Source organism: Agromyces agglutinans (assembly GCF_009647605.1).
Lineage (GTDB): Bacteria > Actinomycetota > Actinomycetes > Actinomycetales > Microbacteriaceae > Agromyces > Agromyces agglutinans.
In genome coordinates, this window is the sequence record NZ_WJIF01000001.1 from 293410 (window position 1) to 312419 (window position 19010).

Here is a 19010-nt window from a genome sequence, read left to right on the forward strand (position 1 = left end):
TCACAGCCTCGCGGCGTGGATCGCCGACACGAGGATCGCCCGCGCGCCCACGGCGTACAGCTCGTCCATGACGTGGTTCATGTCGACACGCGGGATCATCACGCGCACGGCCACCCACTCGGGATCGTGCAGCGGCGAGACGGTCGGCGACTCGAAGCCGGGGGCGGCGGCGGTCGCCCGCTCGAGGTTCGCCACCGGAACGTCGTAGTCGAGCAGCACGTACTGGCGGGCCACGAGCACGCCCTGGAGCCGGCGGACGAGCGTCGCGGTGCCCGGCTGCTCGGTGCCGGAGGCGATGAGCACGGCCTCGGACTCGAGGATGACGGGGCCGAAGATCTCGAGGCCGGCCTGTCGGAGGGTCGACCCCGTCGAGACGACGTCGGCGACCGCGTCGGCCACGCCGAGGCGGACCGCCGACTCCACCGCGCCGTCGAGCTTGACGAGCTTCGCTGGCGTCACGCCCCTCGCCGCGAGGAAGTCGCCGACGAGGCCCGGGTAGCTGGTCGCCACGCGAACGCCGTCGAGGTCGGCGAGGTCGGTGAAGTCGCCGCCCGCCGGCGCGGCGAAGCGGAAGGTCGAGTCGCCGAAGCCGAGCGACGCGATCTCGGATGCCTCGGAGCCGGAGTCGAGCAGCAGGTCGCGGCCGGTGATGCCGACATCGAGGGCGCCCGAGCCGACGTACGTCGCGATGTCGCGCGGGCGCAGGTAGAAGAACTCGACCCCGTTGCGCGGATCGGCGGTGTGCAGGTCGCGCGGGTCGCGGCGGCCGGTGTATCCGGCCTCGTGGAGCATCTGGGCGGCGGTTTCGGACAGCGAGCCCTTGTTGGGCACGGCGATGCGGAGCATTCCCTGGCTTTCGTGTGGACGGAACGGATCGGTCATGGGATGGGCCGATCAGAGATGTCGGTACACGTCCGCGGGGGTGAGCCCCTTCGCGAGGAGCAGCACCTGCAGGTGGTACAGCAGCTGCGAGATCTCCTCGGCCGTCTCGTCGTCGCTCTGGTACTCGGCGGCCATCCAGACCTCGGCCGCCTCCTCGACGATCTTCTTGCCGATGGCGTGCACGCCGGCATCGAGCTCGCGCACCGTGCCGGAACCCTCGGGGCGGGTTCGGGCCTTGTCGCTGAGCTCGACGAACAGGTCGTCGAAGGTCTTCACGCTCCCAGACTACCGGTGCGCGCGGATGCGCCATGGCGGTGGCCGGCCACCGCCGCGCGGAGGGCGGCGATCTGCTCGGCAGGCTGGCCCCGGAAGACGGCCGACCCGGCGACGAACGTGTCGGCCCCCGCCTCGGCGGCGATGCCGATGGTGTCGACCGTGATGCCGCCGTCGACCTGCAGCCAGACGTCGAGGCCGGCCGCCCGGACCGCCTCGGCCGTGCGGCGGAGCTTCGGCATGGTCTCGGGCATGAACGACTGCCCGCCGAAGCCCGGCTCGACCGTCATGACGAGCACCTGGTCGAACTCGCCGAGCAGGTCGAGCCAGGGCTCGACCTCGGTGCCCGGCTTCAGCGCCAGCCCGGCCCGCGCGCCGATCTCGCGGAGCCGGCGCGCGAGGCGCACCGGGTCGGCGGCGGCCTCGACATGGAACGTCACACTCGCGGCCCCCGCCTCGGCGTAGCCCGGCGCCCACCGGTCGGGGTCGTCGATCATGAGGTGCACGTCGAGCGGCACGGGGCTGACCTGCGCGAGCCGCTCGACCATCGGCAGGCCGAAGGTCAGGTTCGGCACGAAGTGGTTGTCCATGATGTCGACGTGCACGAGGTCGGCCGACGAGATGCGCCCGAGCTCGTGCTCGAGGTTCGCGAAGTCGGCGGCGAGGATGCTCGGGTTGATGCGCGTCGTCATGGCCCCGAGCCTAGCGAGCGGCAGGGTGGCGAGCGCGTCACGGCAGGGCGACGAGCGCGTCGCGGCGGGGTGGCGAGCGCGTCGCCGTGGGCGGCTCAGCCGACCCGGCGCACCAGCGCGATGAACATCGCGTCGGTGCCGTGGCGGTGCGGCCAGAGCTGCACCGTCGGGCCCTCTCCCGCGAGGTCGAGCGGCTCGCGCACGACCGACTGCACGACCTCGCGCGCGTCGACCGCCTCGATGCGTCCGCCCCACCGCTCGAGCGCCGCGGTCAGCGTGCCGTGCGTCTCCGACGCGTGCGGCGAGCACGTGACGTAGGCGAGCAGGCCGTCGGGTGCGAGCAGCCGCACGGCGGCGTCGAACAGGTCGCCCTGCAGCGCGGTCAGCTCGGCGACATCGGACGGCGCCTTGCGCCACCTGGCCTCCGGCCGTCGGCGCAGCGCGCCGAGCCCCGTGCAGGGCGCGTCGAGCAGGATGCGGTCGAAGCCGTCTTCGGCGCCCAGGTCGGATGCCTCGGCCCGGCGTCCGTCGCCGACCACGACCCGCACGTCGAGCGGCACGCCCGCGACCGCACGCCGAACGAGCTCGGCACGGGCGGGCACGAGTTCGTTGCCGGTGAGGATCGCGTCGCCGGCGAGGGCCTCCGCGGCCAGCACCGCGGTCTTGCCGCCCGGGCCGGCGCACAGGTCGAGCCAGCGTTCCCCGGGGGTCACCGGGCGCGCGCGGCTGAGCGCGAGCGCCGCGAGCTGGGAACCCTCGTCCTGCACGCGGACCCGGCCCTCGTGCGCCGCCACGAGGTCGAGCGGCCGCGGTGCCGTGAGGCCGATCGGCGAGAAGCGGTTCGGATCGCCGAGGTCGTCGGGCGTCTCGTCGCCGAGGCCCGGGAGTGCGACGAGGTTGACGCGCGGCGACGCGTTGTCGGCGGCCAGCAGCGCGTCGAGCTCGTCGGCGCGGTCCTCGCGGGCAAGGGCCGCCCGCAGCGCGCGCACGATCCACTCGGGATGCGAGGTCACCGCGGCGAGCTTCGCGTCGGCACCGCCGCGCGTCTCCTGCTCGACCCAGCCGCGCCACTCCTCGGCCGTGGAGCGGGAGACGGTGCGCAGCACGCCGTTCACGAACCCGCTGGCGCCCGGAGAGATGCGCTTGGCGAGGACGACGGACTCGTTGACGGCGGCGTGCGTGGGCACGCGCGTGGCGAGCAACTGGTGCACGCCGAGCCGCAGGATGTCGAGGACCGGCGGGTCGATCCGGTCGGTCGGCCGGTCGGCCGCGAGCGCGATGACGGCGTCGTAGAACCCCTGCATGCGCAGGGTGCCATAGGTCAGCTCGGTCGCGAGCGCCGCGTCGGCCTCGCTGAGCTTCGACCGATCGATGCGGTTGGGCAGCAGCAGGTTCGCGTACGCCTCGTCGGCGCGCACGGCCTCGAGCACTTCATAGGCGACGATCCGCGAGGGCGAGACGCGCACCTGGCGCGGTTCGGCCTGTTGACGCGTCGAGCGAGGTGAGGTGCCGCGGCGCGGGCGGTCCTGGTGCGATGCCACCCGTCAACTGTACGGGCGTCGCCCGCCCGCCGGGCTCAGCCCAGTTCGCGGGAGCCCGCCGGCAGGCCCCGGCCCCAGTCGGCGGCGGCCATCGCCGCCTTGCCGGCCGGTTGCACGCGCACGAGTTCGACGGGATCGGTCGCGGTGCCCGCGAGCACCCGCCGTCGCTCGACGCGCAGCTCGCCGGGGCGCAGCGGCTCGCCGACCCCGTCGGCGGGCCGGGCCTCGAGCACCTTCACGCGGTCGCCGCCCACGGTTGTCCAGGCGCCGGGCTCGGGCGTCACACCGCGGTACCGGGCGAGGACCTCATGCGCCGGTGCGGTCCAGTCGAGCCGACCGTCGTGGATCGTGAGCTTCGGCGCGAATGAGGGCTCACCCGACTGCGGTGTCGCGCGGGCGGTGCCGGCGCCGATGGCGTCGACGACCTCGGCGAGGAGCACCCCTCCCTCGTGGGCGAGCTGCTCGAGCACCTCGCCTGCGGTCGAGACCTCGTCGGCGGGTCGGCGCAGCTCGCCGTAGACGTCGCCGGCGTCGAGCTCGGGCACGAGCCGGAACACGGCCGCGCCGATCTCGGCGTCGCCCGCGATCAGCGAATGCTGCACGGGTGCGGCGCCGCGCCAGGCCGGCAGCAGGGAGAAGTGCAGGTTGATCCATCCGTTCGCCGGCGCCGAGAGCAGCGGTTCGCGCACGAGGCCCCCGTACGCGACGATCACCCCGAGGTCGGGCGCGAGCGCGGTGATCGCGGTCGTCGCCTCCGCGTCGAGGCGTGCGGCGCGGATCACCGGCAGTCCCAGCCGCTCGGCCGCCTGCGCAACGGGCGACGGGGTGAGCGCGCGCTTTCGCCCGAGGGGCGCGTCGGGCCGCGTCACGACCGCGACGATGTCGTGGCCGGTCGCCGCGAGCCGCTCGAGGCTCGGGACCGCGGCGGCGGGGGTTCCGGCGAAGACGATGCGCAGGGAGGTCACCCTCCCAGTCTCCCGGATCGCACGGTCCCCCGGCGCGCGCATCCTCCGCGTCCGGCTCGGGTCACGGCAGCTCGGGGTCGTCCAACCGCACGCGCAGCGTCGGCGGCCGCCCGGGCCGGCGCCCGGCGACCGGGCGCCGGCGCTCGGTCGCGGCACGGATCGCCTCGGCCTTCAGGGTGGCGGCGACCCGGCTTCCGGCGGCGTATTCGAATCGTACGATGACGCGTTCGAGGCCGTCGTCGGCGGGCGCCGGCCCGATGACGCCGATTCCCGGCGCGGCCTCGCGCACCGCTTCCATCGCCTTCGCGAGGCGGTCGGATGCCGCGACCACGCTCGCCATGCGCACGGCAGGCGGGAAGCGCGTCTCCTGCCGGGTCGCGAGCTCGGTCGCCGCCCATTCGGTCTGGCGCCAGGTCGCGAACGCCCCGCCGAGCGCGCCGCCGACGCCGACGAGGAACACCGGAGCACGCGGCGCGGCGAGGGCGGCCGCATTCGACCACCAGCGCAGGCAGTCCTCGGCGACGCGCAAGGACTCGCGCAGGAGCATCCGATCGCCGTCGAGCAGCAGCACGGCCCGGTATCCGCCGTCGGCGACGGGTTCGGCGCCGCGTGTGGCGATGACCAGCGCGGGCTCCGCGCCGACCTTCGATACCTGCCGTTCGCCGTCGGAGAGGATGATCCGCGCGCGCGGGAAAGCCCGCCCGAGTTCCTCGGCGGTCCGCGTCGCACCGACCGTGGCGGCGCGCAGCTTCGTGCCCTCGCAGACCGCGCACCGCCAGCCGGTGGCGGCCGTGCCGCACCGGCTGCACTGCGGCTGCCCTCCGGCAGAGGGCACCGCGAGCGGCCCGCCGCACGCCGCGCAGCGCGCGGGTTCGCGACACCGGTCGCACACGAGCATCGGCGTGTGACCGGGGCGGGCCACCTGCACGAGCACGGGCCCCTGGGCCACCGCCTCTTGAGCCTGGCGCCACGCGGCGGAGGGGATGCGCGCGGAGCCCGGTTCGGGCGCGTCCTGCTGCTCGGTGAGGACGATGCGCGGCCGCACCTGGCGCGCCGGTGCGACCTCGTGCACCCAGCCGACCTCGACCAGGCGGGCGACCTCGACGCTGCGGGTGTGCCCGAGGAAGAGCAGGGCCGCGCCGGACTGCTCCTGGCGGATGAGCGCGGCATCGCGCGCGTGCACGCCAGGCGCCAGCGGTTCGGCGTGGAGCGGATCCCCGTCGTCCCACAGCGCGATGAGGCCGAGCCTCGCGGCGGGGGCGTAGACCGTCGAACGGTTGCCGACGAGGATCCGCGCGGCCTCGCCCGTCGCATCCAGGAAGGACCGGTACCGGTCGCCGCCCGACTGGCGCGCGTCGGTGCGCAGGATGCGCCGGGGGTCGACCTGCTCGGCGAGCGCCGCCTCGAGCTGCTCCTGGTCGCGGTGGTCGGGCACGACCAGCAGGCTCGATCGGTCGGCGGCGAGCACGGTGCGGGCGGCCTGCGCGAGGGTCACGGCCCACGCGCCGACCCAGGCGCCCGAGGCCAGCCGAACGGGTCGAGGGTCGGCGCCGAGCGCGAGCCGCTCCCCCGCGGCGATGCCCGCCGCCACTCGCCCGGCCTCGAATCCCTCGATCTCCGCTTCGTCGGGCAGCGCACCCGCCTCGACGGATGCCGCGTCGGCGTTCGCCTGCAGCCACGACCGCTCGACGCGCACGTATCGCGACGGGATCGCGATCCGCAGGATGTCGGAGGCGTTGCCCGCGGCGCGATCGGCCGCGGCGCGCACGAGCCGCCACACGTCGGAGGTCAGCAGCGGCACCTCGCCGACGACGTCCTCGAGTTCGCTGAGCCGGCCGCCGTAGTCGCTCTCGTCGACGAGCTCGACGAGCCAGCCGTTGGCGATGCGCCCGCCCGTGCGCAGCGGTGCGCGCACGCGCATGCCGGGGCGCGCGAACTCGCGCAGCCGTTCGGGTACTCGGTAGTCGAACAGCTGGTCGAGCTGCGGCAGCGGCGAGTCGATGAGGACCCGCGCGACCGGCCCCTCGGCCACGCTCAGAGGCCGGCGGCCTGGCGCAGGTCGTCGACGCGATCGAGCCGTTCCCACGTGAAGTCGGGCAGCTCGCGGCCGAAGTGGCCGTACGCCGAGGTCTGCGCGTAGATCGGCCGCAGCAGGTCGAGGTCGCGGATGATCGCCGCCGGGCGCAGGTCGAACACCTCGCGGATGGCCGCGATGATGCGCTCGTCGGGCAGGTGGCCGGTGCCGAAGGTCTCGACGTAGAGGCCGACGGGTGCCGCCTTGCCGATCGCGTACGCGACCTGCAGCTCGAGCCGGTCGGCCAGGCCCGCGGCGACGGCGTTCTTGGCCGCCCAGCGCATGGCGTACGCCGCGGAGCGGTCGACCTTCGACGGGTCCTTGCCGCTGAACGCGCCGCCGCCGTGGCGGCTCGCGCCGCCGTAGGTGTCGATGATGATCTTGCGACCGGTCAGGCCCGCGTCGCCCTGCGGTCCGCCGATCTCGAAGCGGCCGGTCGGATTGATCAGCACGTTCAGACCGCCCGTGGCGAGGTCGACGGTCTCGAGGACGGGGCGGATCACGAGCTCTTCCACCTCGGCCCGCAGCTGTTCGGTCGACACCTGGGGCGAGTGCTGCGTCGAGAGCACCACGGTCTCGACCGTACGCGGCGTCTGCCCGTCGTAGCCGACGGTGACCTGGGTCTTGCCGTCGGGGCGGAGGTAGTCGAGCTCGCCGGCCTTTCGCACCTGCGAGAGCCGCTCGGCCATCCGGTGCGCGAGCCAGATCGGCACGGGCATGAGTTCGGGCGTCTCGCGCACGGCGTAGCCGAACATGATGCCCTGGTCGCCGGCACCCTGCATGTCGAGCGCGTCGGCGCTCGAACCCTCGCGCGCCTCGAAGGCGTGGTCGACGCCCTGCGCGATGTCGGGCGACTGGCCGCCGATCGAGACGGAGACGCCGCACGAGCGGCCGTCGAACCACACATCCGACGAGTCGTACCCGATCGAGGTGATCTTCTGCCGCACGATCGCGGGGATCTCGACGTAGGTCGACGTCGTCACCTCGCCCGCGACGTGCACGAGCCCCGTGGTCACGAGCGTCTCGACCGCGACCCGGGCGTTCGGGTCGGCGGAGATGAGCGCGTCGAGGATCGTGTCGGAGATCTGGTCGCAGATCTTGTCGGGGTGGCCCTCGGTGACGGACTCCGAGGTGAACAGTCGCAGGTCGGTCATCGGGGGTTCGTCCTCACTCGCGGGTGGTCGTGGTGGTGCCGGTTCGACTCGGCAGCGGTGCCGGTCGATGCACGGCGACGGTCATCGTTCGGCTGCCGGCAATACCGAGGCAACCACGTCGAGGATGCCCTGCGCTACCGACACCTTGCTTCCGTGAAGCTCGGTGACGACGCGGCCGTCGTCGCCGATGACGCTCACGCGGTTCTCGTCGGCGGCGAATCCCTCGCTCCAGCCGACCCGGTTCACGACGAGCAGGTCCGCGCGCTTGGCCTCGCGCTTGGCGCGGGCGAGCTCGAGCAGTCGCTCGGGATCGGGCTCGGTCTCGGCGGCGAAGCCGACGAGGAGGGTGCCGTCGTGCGGCGCGCGGCCCAGTTCGGCGAGGATGTCGGGGTTGCGGACGAGCTCGAGCGTGAGCCCGCCGTCGCCGGCGTCCTTCTTGATCTTGCCCTGGCTGACCGCAGCCGGACGGTAGTCGGCCACGGCCGCGGCCATGACGACGACGTCGGCGTCGCGCGCGGCGACCTGCATCGCGTCGCGCAGTTCCAGCGCGGTCGACACGTGGCGGATGTCGCATCCGGCCGGTTCGGCGATCTCGAGGTTCGCGGCGACGAGCACCACGTCGGCGCCGCGCGCCCGTGCGGCCTCGGCGATCGCGACGCCCTGCTTGCCGCTCGAGCGGTTGCCGAGGAAGCGCACAGGGTCGAGCGGCTCGCGCGTGCCGCCCGCGGAGATCACGACGCGGCGACCGGCGAGGTCGAGTGCGGCGCCGTGCGCAGGGTCGGCGGCCGAGGCATCCGCCCGTCGTTCGAAGGCGGCCAGCGCGGCGCCCACGATGACCTCGGGTTCCTCCATGCGGCCGGGACCGGAGTCGGCGCCGGTCAGCTGCCCGACGGCGGGGCCGACGATCGTGACGCCGCGGGCGGCGAGCGTCGCGATGTTCGCCTGCGTGGCGGGATGCCGCCACATCTCGGTGTGCATCGCGGGCGCGATCACGAGCGGTGCCTCGCTCGCGAGCACCGTGTTGCCGAGCAGGTCGTCGGCGAGGCCCGTCGCGAGCTTCGCGATCGTGTTCGCCGTGGCCGGAGCGATGACGATCAAGTCGGCCGCCTGGCCGATGGCCACGTGACGCACCTCGGCGACGCCCTCGTAGAGGTCGGTGTGCACCGGGTTGCGCGAGATCGCCTCGAGCGTCGGCCGGCCGACGAAGCGCAGGGCCGCCTCGGTGGGCACGACGTGGACGTCGTGGCCCGCGAGCACGAGCGCACGGACCACCCCGACGGCCTTGTAGGCCGCGATGCCGCCGGCGATGCCGACGACGACGTTCAGCGGCACGGCGCGCCGGGCCTACTCGCCCAGCGGGCGGAGCCGGAGCTTGTCCTCGTTGATCTCGTGGAGGGCGACCGTGAGGGGCTTGTCGTCGATCGACGAGTCGACGAGCGGGCCGACGTTGTCGAACAGGCTGCCCTCGTGCAGGTCGGCGTAGTAGTCGTTGATCTGGCGCGCGCGCTTGGACGCGAAGATCACCAGCTGGTACTTCGAGTCGACCTTCGAGAGCAGGTCGTCGATGGGCGGGTCGATGATGCCGGACTGCTTCTCAGCCATGGGAGGTCTCCTCGTTCGATGGGCGCGCACCCCCGGTGCGCGGAAGTTCGTGGCGAACGGCGGCGGGTCGCCTGCCCGTTCGGGGCCGCATCAAGTCTACGACCTTTCTCGCGGCCTCGCCGACGTCGCGGTTGACGACGCGGTGGTCGAACTCGTCGACGGCCGCGAGCTCGACCTTCGCCGTCTCGAGCCGGCGCTGCTGCTCGGCGGGCGACTCGGTGCCGCGGCCGACGAGTCGGCGGACCAGTTCCTCCCACGACGGCGGCAGCAGGAACACGAGCGTCGCCTCGGGCATCGCCCGGCGCACCGACCGGGCGCCCTGGATGTCGATCTCGAGGAGGACGCTGTCGCCCTCGGCGATCGCCTGCTCGACGGGGCCGCGCGGCGTGCCGTACCGATAGGCGTTGTGCACGGTCGCCCACTCGAGCAGGTCGCCGCGCTCGATCATGCGGTCGAACTCGGCGTCGTCGACGAAGTAGTAGTGCTCGCCGTGCACCTCCCCGGGACGCGGCGACCGGGTCGTCGCCGAGATCGACAGCCGCACGTCGGGGTGGTTGGCGCGGATGTGCTGCGCGACGGTGCCCTTGCCGACGGCCGTCGGCCCGGCCAGCACGACGAGCCGGTCGCCGGTGCCACCGTGTGCGGCGACCCAGTCGGCGACGAACTCGCGCAGGCGACGACGCTGCAGGCGGCCGAGGCCTCCGACGCGCTTCGACGCCGCGATCTGCAGGTCGTCCATGATGCGCGCGGTCTTGGTCTCGCCGATGGCGGGGATCGAGCCGAGGAACTCGGTCACGCGCAGCCGCCCCTCGACGCCCTCGGGTTCCTCGAAGGCGGCGCGGAGCACGTCGAGCGGGCTGCGCTCGCCCGAGGCCACCGACTGCTTGACCGCGGCCCGGGCGCGCCGCGCGGCGACGGCCGCGCGGGACGCGGCGACGCGGTCGACCTCGGGCGGCGTGCGCACGGCCTCAGGCACCAGCGGTCACCGCCTCGTCGACGTGCCGAACGATGGTCTCGGCGATGCCGTCGGGGCCGGCGCCCAGGATGGAGCGCGACTCGCTCACGATCACGCCCCCCGAGTAGCCGCCGAAGATGGTGCGGAGATCCTTCACCTCGGCGCCCTGCGCCCCGAACCCGGGCGCGAGCACCGCGAGCCCCGGACGCGGCGGGTCGACGTCGCGATCGATGCCGGATGCCGCGAGATCCACCGTCGCGCCGACCACGACGCCCGCCGTGCCCATCGGGGAGTTCGAGACCTCGAGCCGGCCCGCATTCCAGGCCGCGACGCCCGACACGATGGCCCCGGCGATCGAGGACCCGGCGCGGCTCGACTGCTGCAGCACGGACCGCTGGATCGCCGTGGCCTCGGGGTTCGAGGTCGCGGCGAGCACGAACACGCCCTTGCCGTTCGTCTCGGCCAGGCGCATCGTGTCCTCGAGCGACCCGAGGCCGAGGTAGGGGCTCGCGGTGATCGCGTCGACCTCGAGCGTCGATCCGGGCGTGAGCCAGGGCTCCGCGTACGCGGCCATCGTCGAGCCGATGTCGCCGCGCTTGACGTCGCCGATGACCAGCAGGTCGGCGTCGCGCGCCTCCTGCAGCACGCGCTCGAGGGCGAGGTAGCCCGCGGCGCCGTGGCGTTCGAAGAACGCGACCTGGGGCTTCACGATGCCGGCTCGGTCGGCCGCGGCCTCGACGACGCGCAGCCCGAACTCGCGCACGCCCTCGGCTGAGTCGGGCAGGCCCCACCGGTCGAGCAGGCCCGCGTGGGGGTCGATGCCCACGCAGAGCCGGCCGTACGCGGCGAACACGGCCGCGAGCCGTTCGCCGAAGGGCACCACCTCGGTCATGCCACGCTCTCCCGTCGCGCCTGGTACTCCTGCAGGCTCGTCACCTCGAACCCGTCGGCACCGGCGTCGAGCGAGGCGACGGCCGCCGAGAGCTCGGCGATCGTCGTGAACAGGGGGATGTTCCCGGCCACGGCCGCCGCGCGGATCTCGTAGCCGTCGGCGCGCGACGAGCGGCCGCTCGGCGTGTTCACGACGACCTCGACCTCGCCGCGGTGGATGAGCTCGACGATGCTCGTCGAGTCCTCCGTCGGCTTGTCGTGGTACTTCAGCACCTCGTCGGCGCGGATGCCGTTGCGGCGGAGCACCTCGGCGGTGCCCTCGGTCGCGGTGATCCGGAAGCCGTGCTGCGCGAGGCGCAGTACGGGCAGGATGATCGCGCGCTTGTCGCGGTCGGACACCGAGACGAAGACGGTCCCCGAGGTCGGCATGCCGCCGTACGCCGCGAGCTGGCTCTTCGCGAACGCCGTCGGGAAGTCGCGGTCGATGCCCATGACCTCGCCCGTCGAGCGCATCTCGGGGCCGAGCACGGAGTCGACCATGATGCCCTCGCGCGTGCGGAAGCGATGGAAGGGCAGCACGGCCTCCTTCACGGCCACCGGCGCGTCGAGCGGCACGCGCGACCCGTCGGAGGCGGGCAGCATGCCCTCGTCGACGAGCTCGCGGATGGTCGCGCCGACCATGATGCGGCTCGCGGCCTTCGCGAGCGGAATCCCGAGCGCCTTCGACACGAACGGCACCGTGCGGCTCGCGCGCGGATTCGCCTCGAGCACGTAGAGCACGCCCGCGCCGATCGCGAACTGCACGTTCAGCAGGCCCCGTACGCCCACGCCCTCGGCGATCGCACGGGTCGCCTCGCGCACGCGGTCGACTTCGGCGCGGCCGAGCGTGACCGGCGGGAGGGTGCAGCTCGAGTCGCCCGAGTGCACGCCGGCCTCCTCGATGTGCTCCATGACGCCGCCGACGTAGAGCTCGGTTCCGTCGTAGAGCGCGTCGACGTCGATCTCGATCGCGTCGTCGAGGAACCGGTCGACGAGCAGCGGATGCGTCGGCCCGACGATGCCCTGGCCCTCGATGCGCGCGAAGTAGTCGACGAGGCTCGGCGTGTCGTAGACGATCTCCATACCGCGCCCGCCGAGCACGTAGCTCGGGCGCACGAGCACCGGGTAGCCGATGCCCTCGGCGACCTGCACGGCCCCCGCGACCTCGGTCGCGGTGCCGTTGCGCGGCGCGGTGAGGCCGGCCTGGTCGAGGATGCCCGAGAAGAGGCCGCGCTCCTCAGCGAGGTCGATCGCCGAGGGCGTCGTGCCGAGGATCGGCACGCCCGCGGCCTCGAGGCCCTTCGCGAGGCCGAGCGCGGTCTGGCCGCCCAGCTGCACGACCACCCCGACGAGCTCGCCCGACTGCGACTCGGCGTGGATGACCTCGAGCACGTCCTCGAGCGTGAGCGGCTCGAAGTAGAGCCGGTCGCTCGTGTCGTAGTCGGTCGAGACCGTCTCGGGGTTGCAGTTGATCATGATCGTCTCGAACCCTGCGGCCGAGAGCGCGAACGAGGCGTGCACGCACGAGTAGTCGAACTCGACGCCCTGCCCGATGCGGTTCGGGCCGGAGCCGAGGATGACCACCTTGCGGCGGTCGCTCGGCACGACCTCGGTCTCGAGGTCGTAGCTCGAGTAGTGGTACGGCGTGAGCGCCGGGAACTCCCCCGCGCACGTGTCGACGGTCTTGTACACCGGCCGGATGCCGAGGATGTGACGCACCTCGCGCGCGTCGGCCTCGCTGCCGAAGCCGCGCAGCTCGGCGATCTGCGCGTCGGAGAAGCCGTGGTCCTTCGCCAGCAGCAGCGTGTCGTGGTCGAGCGACTCGGCCGCGGCCACGTGCGCCGCGACGTCGTTGATCAGCACGATCTGGTCGAGGAACCACGGGTCGATCTTCGTGGCCTCGAAGGCCTGCTCGACCGTCGCGCCCTTGCGCAGCGCCTGCTGCACGAGGATGATCCGGCCGTCGGTCGGCACGGAGGCTCCCTCGAGCAGCTCCTCGACGGAGCGGGACTCCTCGCCCCAGTGGAACGACGAGCCGCGCTTCTCGAGCGAGCGCAGCGCCTTCTGCATCGCGGTCGCGAAGTTGCGACCGATCGCCATCGCCTCGCCGACCGACTTCATGGTCGTCGTCAGCGTCGGGTCGGCGGCCGGGAACTTCTCGAACGCGAAGCGCGGCACCTTCACGACGATGTAGTCGAGCGTCGGCTCGAACGACGCCGGCGTGACGCGCGTGATGTCGTTGGGGATCTCGTCGAGCCGGTAGCCGATGGCGAGCTTCGCGGCGATCTTCGCGATCGGGAACCCGGTGGCCTTCGACGCGAGCGCCGAGGAGCGCGAGACGCGCGGGTTCATCTCGATGACGATGACTCGTCCGTTCGACGGGTCGACGGCGAACTGGATGTTGCATCCACCGGTGTCGACGCCCACGGCGCGGATGATGTCGATGCCGATGTCGCGCAGGTTCTGGTACTCGCGGTCGGTCAGCGTGAGCGCGGGCGCGACCGTGATCGAGTCGCCCGTGTGCACGCCGACGGGGTCGACGTTCTCGATCGAGCAGACGACGACCGTGTTGTCGGCGGTGTCGCGCATGAGCTCGAGCTCGTACTCCTTCCAGCCGAGGATGGACTCCTCGAGGAGCACCTCGGTCGTCGGCGAGTCGTGCAAGCCCTGCGTGACGATGCGCACGAGGTCTTCCTCGGTGTACGCGAACCCCGAACCGAGGCCGCCCATCGTGAACGACGGACGCACGACGAGCGGGTAGCCGAGGTCGAGGGCGAACTCCTTCGCCTGCTCGAGCGTCTTCGCGACGTGCGAGCGGGCCACGTCGGCACCGGCGGCGATCACGAGGTCCTTGAAGAGCTGGCGATCCTCGCCCTTGCGGATCGCGTCGACCTTGGCGCCGATGAGCTCGACGCCGTGCTTGTCGAGGATGCCGGCGTCGTGCAGCGCGATCGCCGCGTTCAACGCGGTCTGGCCGCCCAGGGTCGGCAGCACCGCGTCGGGCTTCTCCTTGACGATGATCGACTCGATCACCTCGGGGGTGATCGGCTCGACATACGTCGCGTCGGCGAAGTCGGGGTCGGTCATGATGGTGGCCGGGTTCGGGTTCACCAGGATGACCCGCACGCCCTCGGCGCGGAGCACCCGGCAGGCCTGCGTGCCCGAGTAGTCGAACTCGGCCGCCTGGCCGATGACGATCGGGCCCGACCCGATGACGAGGACGGAATTGATGTCGGCGCGCTTGGGCATCAGGCCTTGGACTCCTTGCTGGCAGGGTTTCCTGCGCTCACGCCGCGCTGGTGCTCGCGCACCATCTCGGCGAAACGATCGAAGAGGTATTCGGCGTCGTGCGGGCCGGCCGCCGACTCTGGGTGGTACTGCACGCTGAACGCGGGGATGTCGAGGCAGTTCAGGCCCTCGACCACGTCGTCGTTCAGGTCGACGTGGCTGACCTCGACGCGCCCGAAGCCCGCGGTGGACTCGCTGACGCCCTCGAGCGGCGCGCGCACGGCGAAGCCGTGGTTGTGCGCCGTGATCTCGACCCGGCCGGTGGCGCGGTCGAGCACGGGCTGGTTGATGCCGCGGTGGCCGAACGGCAGCTTGTAGGTCTCGTACCCGAGGGCACGGCCGAGCAGCTGGTTGCCGAAGCAGATGCCGAAGTAGGGACGGCCGTCGCGCAGCGACTCGCGCAGGAGCTCGACGTGACGATCGGAGGCGGCCGGATCGCCCGGCCCGTTGGAGAAGAACAGGGCGTCGGGTTCGAGCGCGCGGATCTCGTCGATCGACACCGTCTGCGGCACGACGTGGACGTCGAAGCCGCGCTCGGCGAGGAAATTCAGGGTCGAGGTCTTCACCCCGAGGTCGAGCACCGCCACCGAGCCGACGCGCTCGCCCGCGGCGGGCAGCGTGTACGCCTCCGCCGTGGAGACCTCGCCGGACAGGTTCAGGCCGGACATCTCGGCACCGGCGCGGACGAGGTCGAGCTGCTCACCGGGCGTCAGCGAGGCATCCGGCCCCGAGAAGATGCCCGCGCGCATCGCGCCGGCCGAGCGGATGTGGCGCGTGACCGCGCGCGTGTCGATGCCCGCGATGCCGACGACGCCTGCCGCGGCGAGGTCGTCGTCGAGGCTGCGCTGCGAACGGAAGTTCGACACGACGCGTGCGGGGTCGCGCACGACGTAGCCGGCGACCCAGATGCGCGCGGATTCCATGTCCTCGTCGTTCATGCCCGTGATGCCGATGTGCGGCGCGGTCATGAGCACGATCTGCCCGGCGTACGACGGGTCGGTCAGCGTCTCCTGGTAGCCGGTCATACCGGTGGCGAAGACGGCCTCGCCGAGGGTGCGGCCGAGCGCGCCGTAGGCGCGTCCGTCGTACCGGGTGCCGTCTTCGAGGACGAGCACTGCGGGTGCGCCCGTCAGGGGCGTCGACTCACTCATGCTTCGGTCTCGCTCTCTGCGTCGGGCCGCAGCGTGATGTGCGCTGCGGCGATGTCGGTGACGGCCGCGATGATGCGGCCGGCGTCGCCCGGATACCGGGCGCGAAGGGTGCTGTCGACGTGGGTCGGCAGCTCGGCCGGCTCCGACTCGTCGACGATCCAGGTGATGGCGACGAGCCCCTCGGGCTCGACGCCGCGGTCGATGGCGAACGACGCCGTGCCCGCGCCGACCAGGCGGGCCGCGGGGAAGAAGCTCGGCTGCTCCCCGGCGATGCGGAGGACGACGCCCTCGGGGTGGACCTCGACGTGGCCCGAACCGCGGAACGCGAGGCCCTGGACCGCGAGCCGCTCGAGCGGTCGGCCGACCGGCGTCGTGGCCACGTAGAGCACCTCGGCGGAGACGACGGCCTCGCCGAGCCGCTCGGGCACGGGGTACGCCCGCATCACCGAGTCGCGTTCGGTGCGGCGCCGCCAGGAGCGCCACATCAGGAATCCCGCGCCGCCGACGATCACGACGGCGACCAGGATGCCGATGGCCTCAGCCACGCGCGCCTCCGTTCGACGCGGATGCCGCGAGCCCGGCGACCTCGTGGGCGTCGCGCACGACGCCGTCGAGCACGGTCGCGTAGCCCGAGTGCAGGGTCGCGACCACGCGTCCGGGGAGCCTTCGTCCGAGGTAGGGCGAGTTGGCGCTGCGCCCCGCCAGGCGGGCGACGTCGAACTCCCCCGCCGCCGACGGGTCGTACAGGGTGACCTCGGCGGGGGCGCCCGCGGCGAGCGCGGTGCCGTGCCCGGCGAGGCGGCCGATGCGCGCGGGGGTCTCGGACATGACGCGTGCGACGCCGGCCCAGTCGAGGAGGCCCGTCTCGACCATCGCCTGGTGCACGACCGAGAGGGCCGACTCGAGGCCGACCATGCCGTTGGCCGCGGCGTCCCACTCGCATTCCTTGGCCTCGACGGGGTGCGGCGCGTGGTCGGTCGCGACGATGTCGATGGTGCCGTCGGCGAGCGCAGCACGCAGCGCCTGCACGTCTTCGGCGCGGCGCAGCGGCGGGTTCACCTTGTAGCGGGCGTCGTAGGTGGCGACCAGCTCTTCGGTCAGGAGCAGGTGGTGGGGCGTGACCTCGGCGGTCACGTCGATGCCGCGGGCCTTGGCCCACCGCACGACCTCGACCGAGCCGGCCGTCGACAGGTGGCACACGTGCAGGCGCGAACCGACGTGCTCGGCCAGCAGCACGTCGCGCGCGATGATCGACTCCTCGGCGACCGCGGGCCAGCCCGCGAGGCCGAGCTCGCCCGAGAGGGCGCCCTCGTTCATCTGGGCGCCGACGGTGAGCCGGGGCTCCTGCGCGTGCTGGGCGATGACGCCGTCGAACGCCTTCACGTACTCGAGCGCGCGGCGCATGAGCTGGGGGTCGGCGACGCAGAATCCGTCGTCGGAGAAGACCCGCACGTTCGCCTGCGAGCGGGCCATCGCCCCGAGCTCGGCGAGCTGCTCGCCCTCGAGTCCGACGGTGACCGCGCCGATGGGCTGCACGGTCGCGTATCCGGCGGTGCGGCCGAGGCGCTGCTCCTGCTCGACGACGCCCGCGGTGTCGGCGACGGGGAACGTGTTCGCCATCGCGAACACGGCCGTGTACCCGCCGGCGGCGGCGGCCTGCGTGCCCGTGAGCACGGTCTCGCTCTGCTCGTAGCCGGGCTCGCGCAGGTGCGTGTGCAGGTCGACGAGGCCGGGCAGGGCGATGAGCCCGTCGGCGTCGATCACGTGGGCGCCCGGGGCATCCGCGATGCCGCCGATCTCGGCGATGACGCCGCCCTCGACGAGGAGGTCGGCGCGCTCGCCGCCCGGCAGGGTGGCGCCGCGGACCAGGATGCGGCCGCTCATGCGTCGCCCCGCTCTCCGGACAGCAGCAGGTAGAGGGCGGCCATTCTCACTGATACTCCGTTCGCGACCTGCTCGCGCACGGTGGACTGCGGTGAGTCGGCGGCGCGGGCGGCGATCTCGAGTCCGCGGTTCATCGGACCCGGATGCATGACCATCGTAGTCGGCGGCAACCGGTCGAACCGGGCGTCGTCGAGGCCCCAGGTGCGGGAATACTCCCGGCTGTTGGGGAAGAATGCAGCGTGCATGCGCTCGGCCTGCACGCGCAGCATCATCACGACGTCGGGCGCCGGCGCGAGCGCGGCGTCGAGGTCGTAGCCGATGCGGGCGGGCCATCCGCTCGGGTCGACGGGCAGCAGCGTCGGCGGGGCGACGAGCGTGACGTCGGCGCCGAGCGTGTCGAGCAGCCACACGTTCGAGCGCGCGACCCGCGAGTGCAGGATGTCGCCGACGATGACGATGCGCACGCCGTCGAGGTCGCGCCCTCGGGAGGCCGCGCCGTGGAGGCGGCGGCGCATGGTGAACGCGTCGAGCAGCGCCTGGGTGGGATGCTCGTGGGTGCCGTCGCCGGCGTTCACGACGCCCGCGTCGATCCAGCCGCTGGTGGCGAGCACCAGCGGCGCGCCCGAAGACGGGTGCCGGACGACGACGCCGTCGGCGCCCATGGCCTGCAGGGTCTGCGCGGTGTCCTTGAGGCTCTCGCCCTTGGACACGCTCGAGCCCTTGGCGCTGAAGTTGATCACGTCGGCGGAGAGCCGTTTCGCCGCCGCCTCGAACGAGATGCGGGTGCGCGTCGAGTCCTCGAAGAACAGGTTGACGACCGTCTTGCCGCGCAGGGTCGGGAGCTTCTTGACCTCGCGCTCCTGCACGGCCGCCATGTCCTCGGCGATGTCGAGCAGTTCGATCGCCTCGTCACGGCTGAGGTCGCGGGTCGCGAGCAGGTGCCTCACGCGTCGCCTCCCTCGATGGTCACGGCGTCTTCGCCGTCGATCTCGTCGAGCCGCACGTTGATGCGCTCGTGCTTGGCGCTCGGCAGGTTCTTGCCCACGAAGTCGGCCCGGATCGGGAACTCGCGGTGGCCGCGATCGACGAGCACCGCGAGGCGCACGGCGCGCGGGCGCCCGAGGTCGGCGAGCGCGTCGAGCGCGGCGCGGATGGTCCGGCCGGAGTAGAGCACATCGTCGACGAGCACCACGGTCATGCCGTCGATGCCGCCCGGCGGCAACTGGGTGGGTGCCGGCGTACGGGTTCGCGTGCGAGCGAGGTCATCGCGGTACATCGTCACGTCGAGCGACCCGGCGAGCTCGGCGGGCGGAGGCGCCTCCGCCTCGATGCGGGCGATGGTCTCGGCGATGCGACGCGCGAGGACGACGCCCCGGGTCGGGATGCCGAGGATCACGAGGTCGGATGCCCCGCGGTTGGACTCGAGGATCTCGTGCGAGATCCGCGTGAGCCCCCGCTGGATGTCAGCTCGGCTGAGCACGGCGCGTGCCATGTGCCGACTCCCTTCTCCGCCTCACGGGACGGCCTTAAAGGTGGTCGTTGGTTATCCCGACGATCCTAGCAGTCCGACGGCGCGTGCCCGCCGACGCGAGGGGCTCCTGCCGTCGGCAGGAGCCCCT

General features: G+C 72.9%; 17 protein-coding genes. All 17 read right to left on the minus strand.

What is annotated here, in order from left to right; translation table 11 throughout:
• Positions 1-846: an ATP phosphoribosyltransferase gene (gene hisG / locus GE115_RS01395; RefSeq protein ID WP_153683028.1), complete on the minus strand. Its 846-nt coding sequence runs from the start codon at positions 844-846 to the stop codon at positions 1-3.
• Between the two features lie 48 nt (positions 847-894).
• Positions 895-1158: a phosphoribosyl-ATP diphosphatase gene (locus GE115_RS01400; protein WP_312854774.1), complete on the minus strand. Its 264-nt coding sequence runs from the start codon at positions 1156-1158 to the stop codon at positions 895-897.
• On the minus strand, positions 1155-1847 hold the full coding sequence (gene rpe, locus GE115_RS01405; RefSeq protein WP_153683029.1) for a ribulose-phosphate 3-epimerase: 693 nt from the start codon (positions 1845-1847) through the stop codon (positions 1155-1157). Before rpe ends, GE115_RS01400 begins: the two co-directional genes overlap by 4 nt.
• 95 nt (positions 1848-1942) lie before the next feature.
• Positions 1943-3313: an RsmB/NOP family class I SAM-dependent RNA methyltransferase gene (locus tag GE115_RS01410; RefSeq protein ID WP_312854852.1), complete on the minus strand. Its 1371-nt coding sequence runs from the start codon at positions 3311-3313 to the stop codon at positions 1943-1945.
• Positions 3314-3423: 110 nt separating this feature from the next.
• On the minus strand, positions 3424-4344 hold the full coding sequence (gene fmt / locus GE115_RS01415) for a methionyl-tRNA formyltransferase (protein WP_153683317.1): 921 nt from the start codon (positions 4342-4344) through the stop codon (positions 3424-3426).
• Between the two features lie 70 nt (positions 4345-4414).
• Complete coding sequence (locus GE115_RS01420) at positions 4415-6385, minus strand: primosomal protein N' family DNA-binding protein (RefSeq protein ID WP_312854775.1); 1971 nt, start codon at positions 6383-6385, stop codon at positions 4415-4417.
• 2 nt (positions 6386-6387) lie between these two features.
• Entirely contained in the window at positions 6388-7581 is a 1194-nt protein-coding gene (gene metK / locus GE115_RS01425) for a methionine adenosyltransferase (protein ID WP_153683030.1), read from the minus strand.
• An 81-nt stretch (positions 7582-7662) separates the two neighbouring features.
• The gene (coaBC, locus tag GE115_RS01430; RefSeq protein WP_153683319.1) at positions 7663-8907 is read right to left on the minus strand and encodes a bifunctional phosphopantothenoylcysteine decarboxylase/phosphopantothenate--cysteine ligase CoaBC; all 1245 of its coding nucleotides are present in this window, start codon (positions 8905-8907) and stop codon (positions 7663-7665) included.
• A gap of 18 nt (positions 8908-8925) precedes the next feature.
• A complete protein-coding gene (gene rpoZ, locus GE115_RS01435; protein ID WP_127793552.1) occupies positions 8926-9183 on the minus strand; it encodes a DNA-directed RNA polymerase subunit omega in 258 nt (85 codons plus the stop codon).
• Positions 9176-10159, minus strand: a complete 984-nt coding sequence (gene gmk / locus GE115_RS01440) for a guanylate kinase (protein WP_312854776.1) — start codon at positions 10157-10159, stop codon at positions 9176-9178. The genes rpoZ and gmk overlap by 8 nt, the downstream gene beginning before the upstream one ends.
• The gene (gene pyrF / locus GE115_RS01445) at positions 10152-11030 is read right to left on the minus strand and encodes an orotidine-5'-phosphate decarboxylase (RefSeq protein WP_153683032.1); all 879 of its coding nucleotides are present in this window, start codon (positions 11028-11030) and stop codon (positions 10152-10154) included. Before pyrF ends, gmk begins: the two co-directional genes overlap by 8 nt.
• The gene (gene carB, locus GE115_RS01450; protein WP_153683033.1) at positions 11027-14317 is read right to left on the minus strand and encodes a carbamoyl-phosphate synthase large subunit; all 3291 of its coding nucleotides are present in this window, start codon (positions 14315-14317) and stop codon (positions 11027-11029) included. The genes pyrF and carB overlap by 4 nt, the downstream gene beginning before the upstream one ends.
• Positions 14317-15507 carry a glutamine-hydrolyzing carbamoyl-phosphate synthase small subunit gene (gene carA, locus GE115_RS01455; RefSeq protein ID WP_153683034.1) on the minus strand — a complete coding sequence of 397 codons (1191 nt, stop codon included), beginning with the start codon at positions 15505-15507 and terminating at the stop codon, positions 14317-14319. The genes carB and carA overlap by 1 nt, the downstream gene beginning before the upstream one ends.
• Positions 15504-16052 carry a PH-like domain-containing protein gene (locus GE115_RS01460; protein ID WP_153683035.1) on the minus strand — a complete coding sequence of 183 codons (549 nt, stop codon included), beginning with the start codon at positions 16050-16052 and terminating at the stop codon, positions 15504-15506. The genes carA and GE115_RS01460 overlap by 4 nt, the downstream gene beginning before the upstream one ends.
• A complete protein-coding gene (locus GE115_RS01465) occupies positions 16045-17391 on the minus strand; it encodes a dihydroorotase (RefSeq protein ID WP_153683036.1) in 1347 nt (448 codons plus the stop codon). Before GE115_RS01465 ends, GE115_RS01460 begins: the two co-directional genes overlap by 8 nt.
• A complete protein-coding gene (locus GE115_RS01470) occupies positions 17388-18338 on the minus strand; it encodes an aspartate carbamoyltransferase catalytic subunit (protein WP_312854777.1) in 951 nt (316 codons plus the stop codon). Before GE115_RS01470 ends, GE115_RS01465 begins: the two co-directional genes overlap by 4 nt.
• The gene (gene pyrR, locus GE115_RS01475) at positions 18335-18883 is read right to left on the minus strand and encodes a bifunctional pyr operon transcriptional regulator/uracil phosphoribosyltransferase PyrR (RefSeq protein ID WP_153683037.1); all 549 of its coding nucleotides are present in this window, start codon (positions 18881-18883) and stop codon (positions 18335-18337) included. The genes GE115_RS01470 and pyrR overlap by 4 nt, the downstream gene beginning before the upstream one ends.
• Positions 18884-19010: the final 127 nt, after the last annotated feature.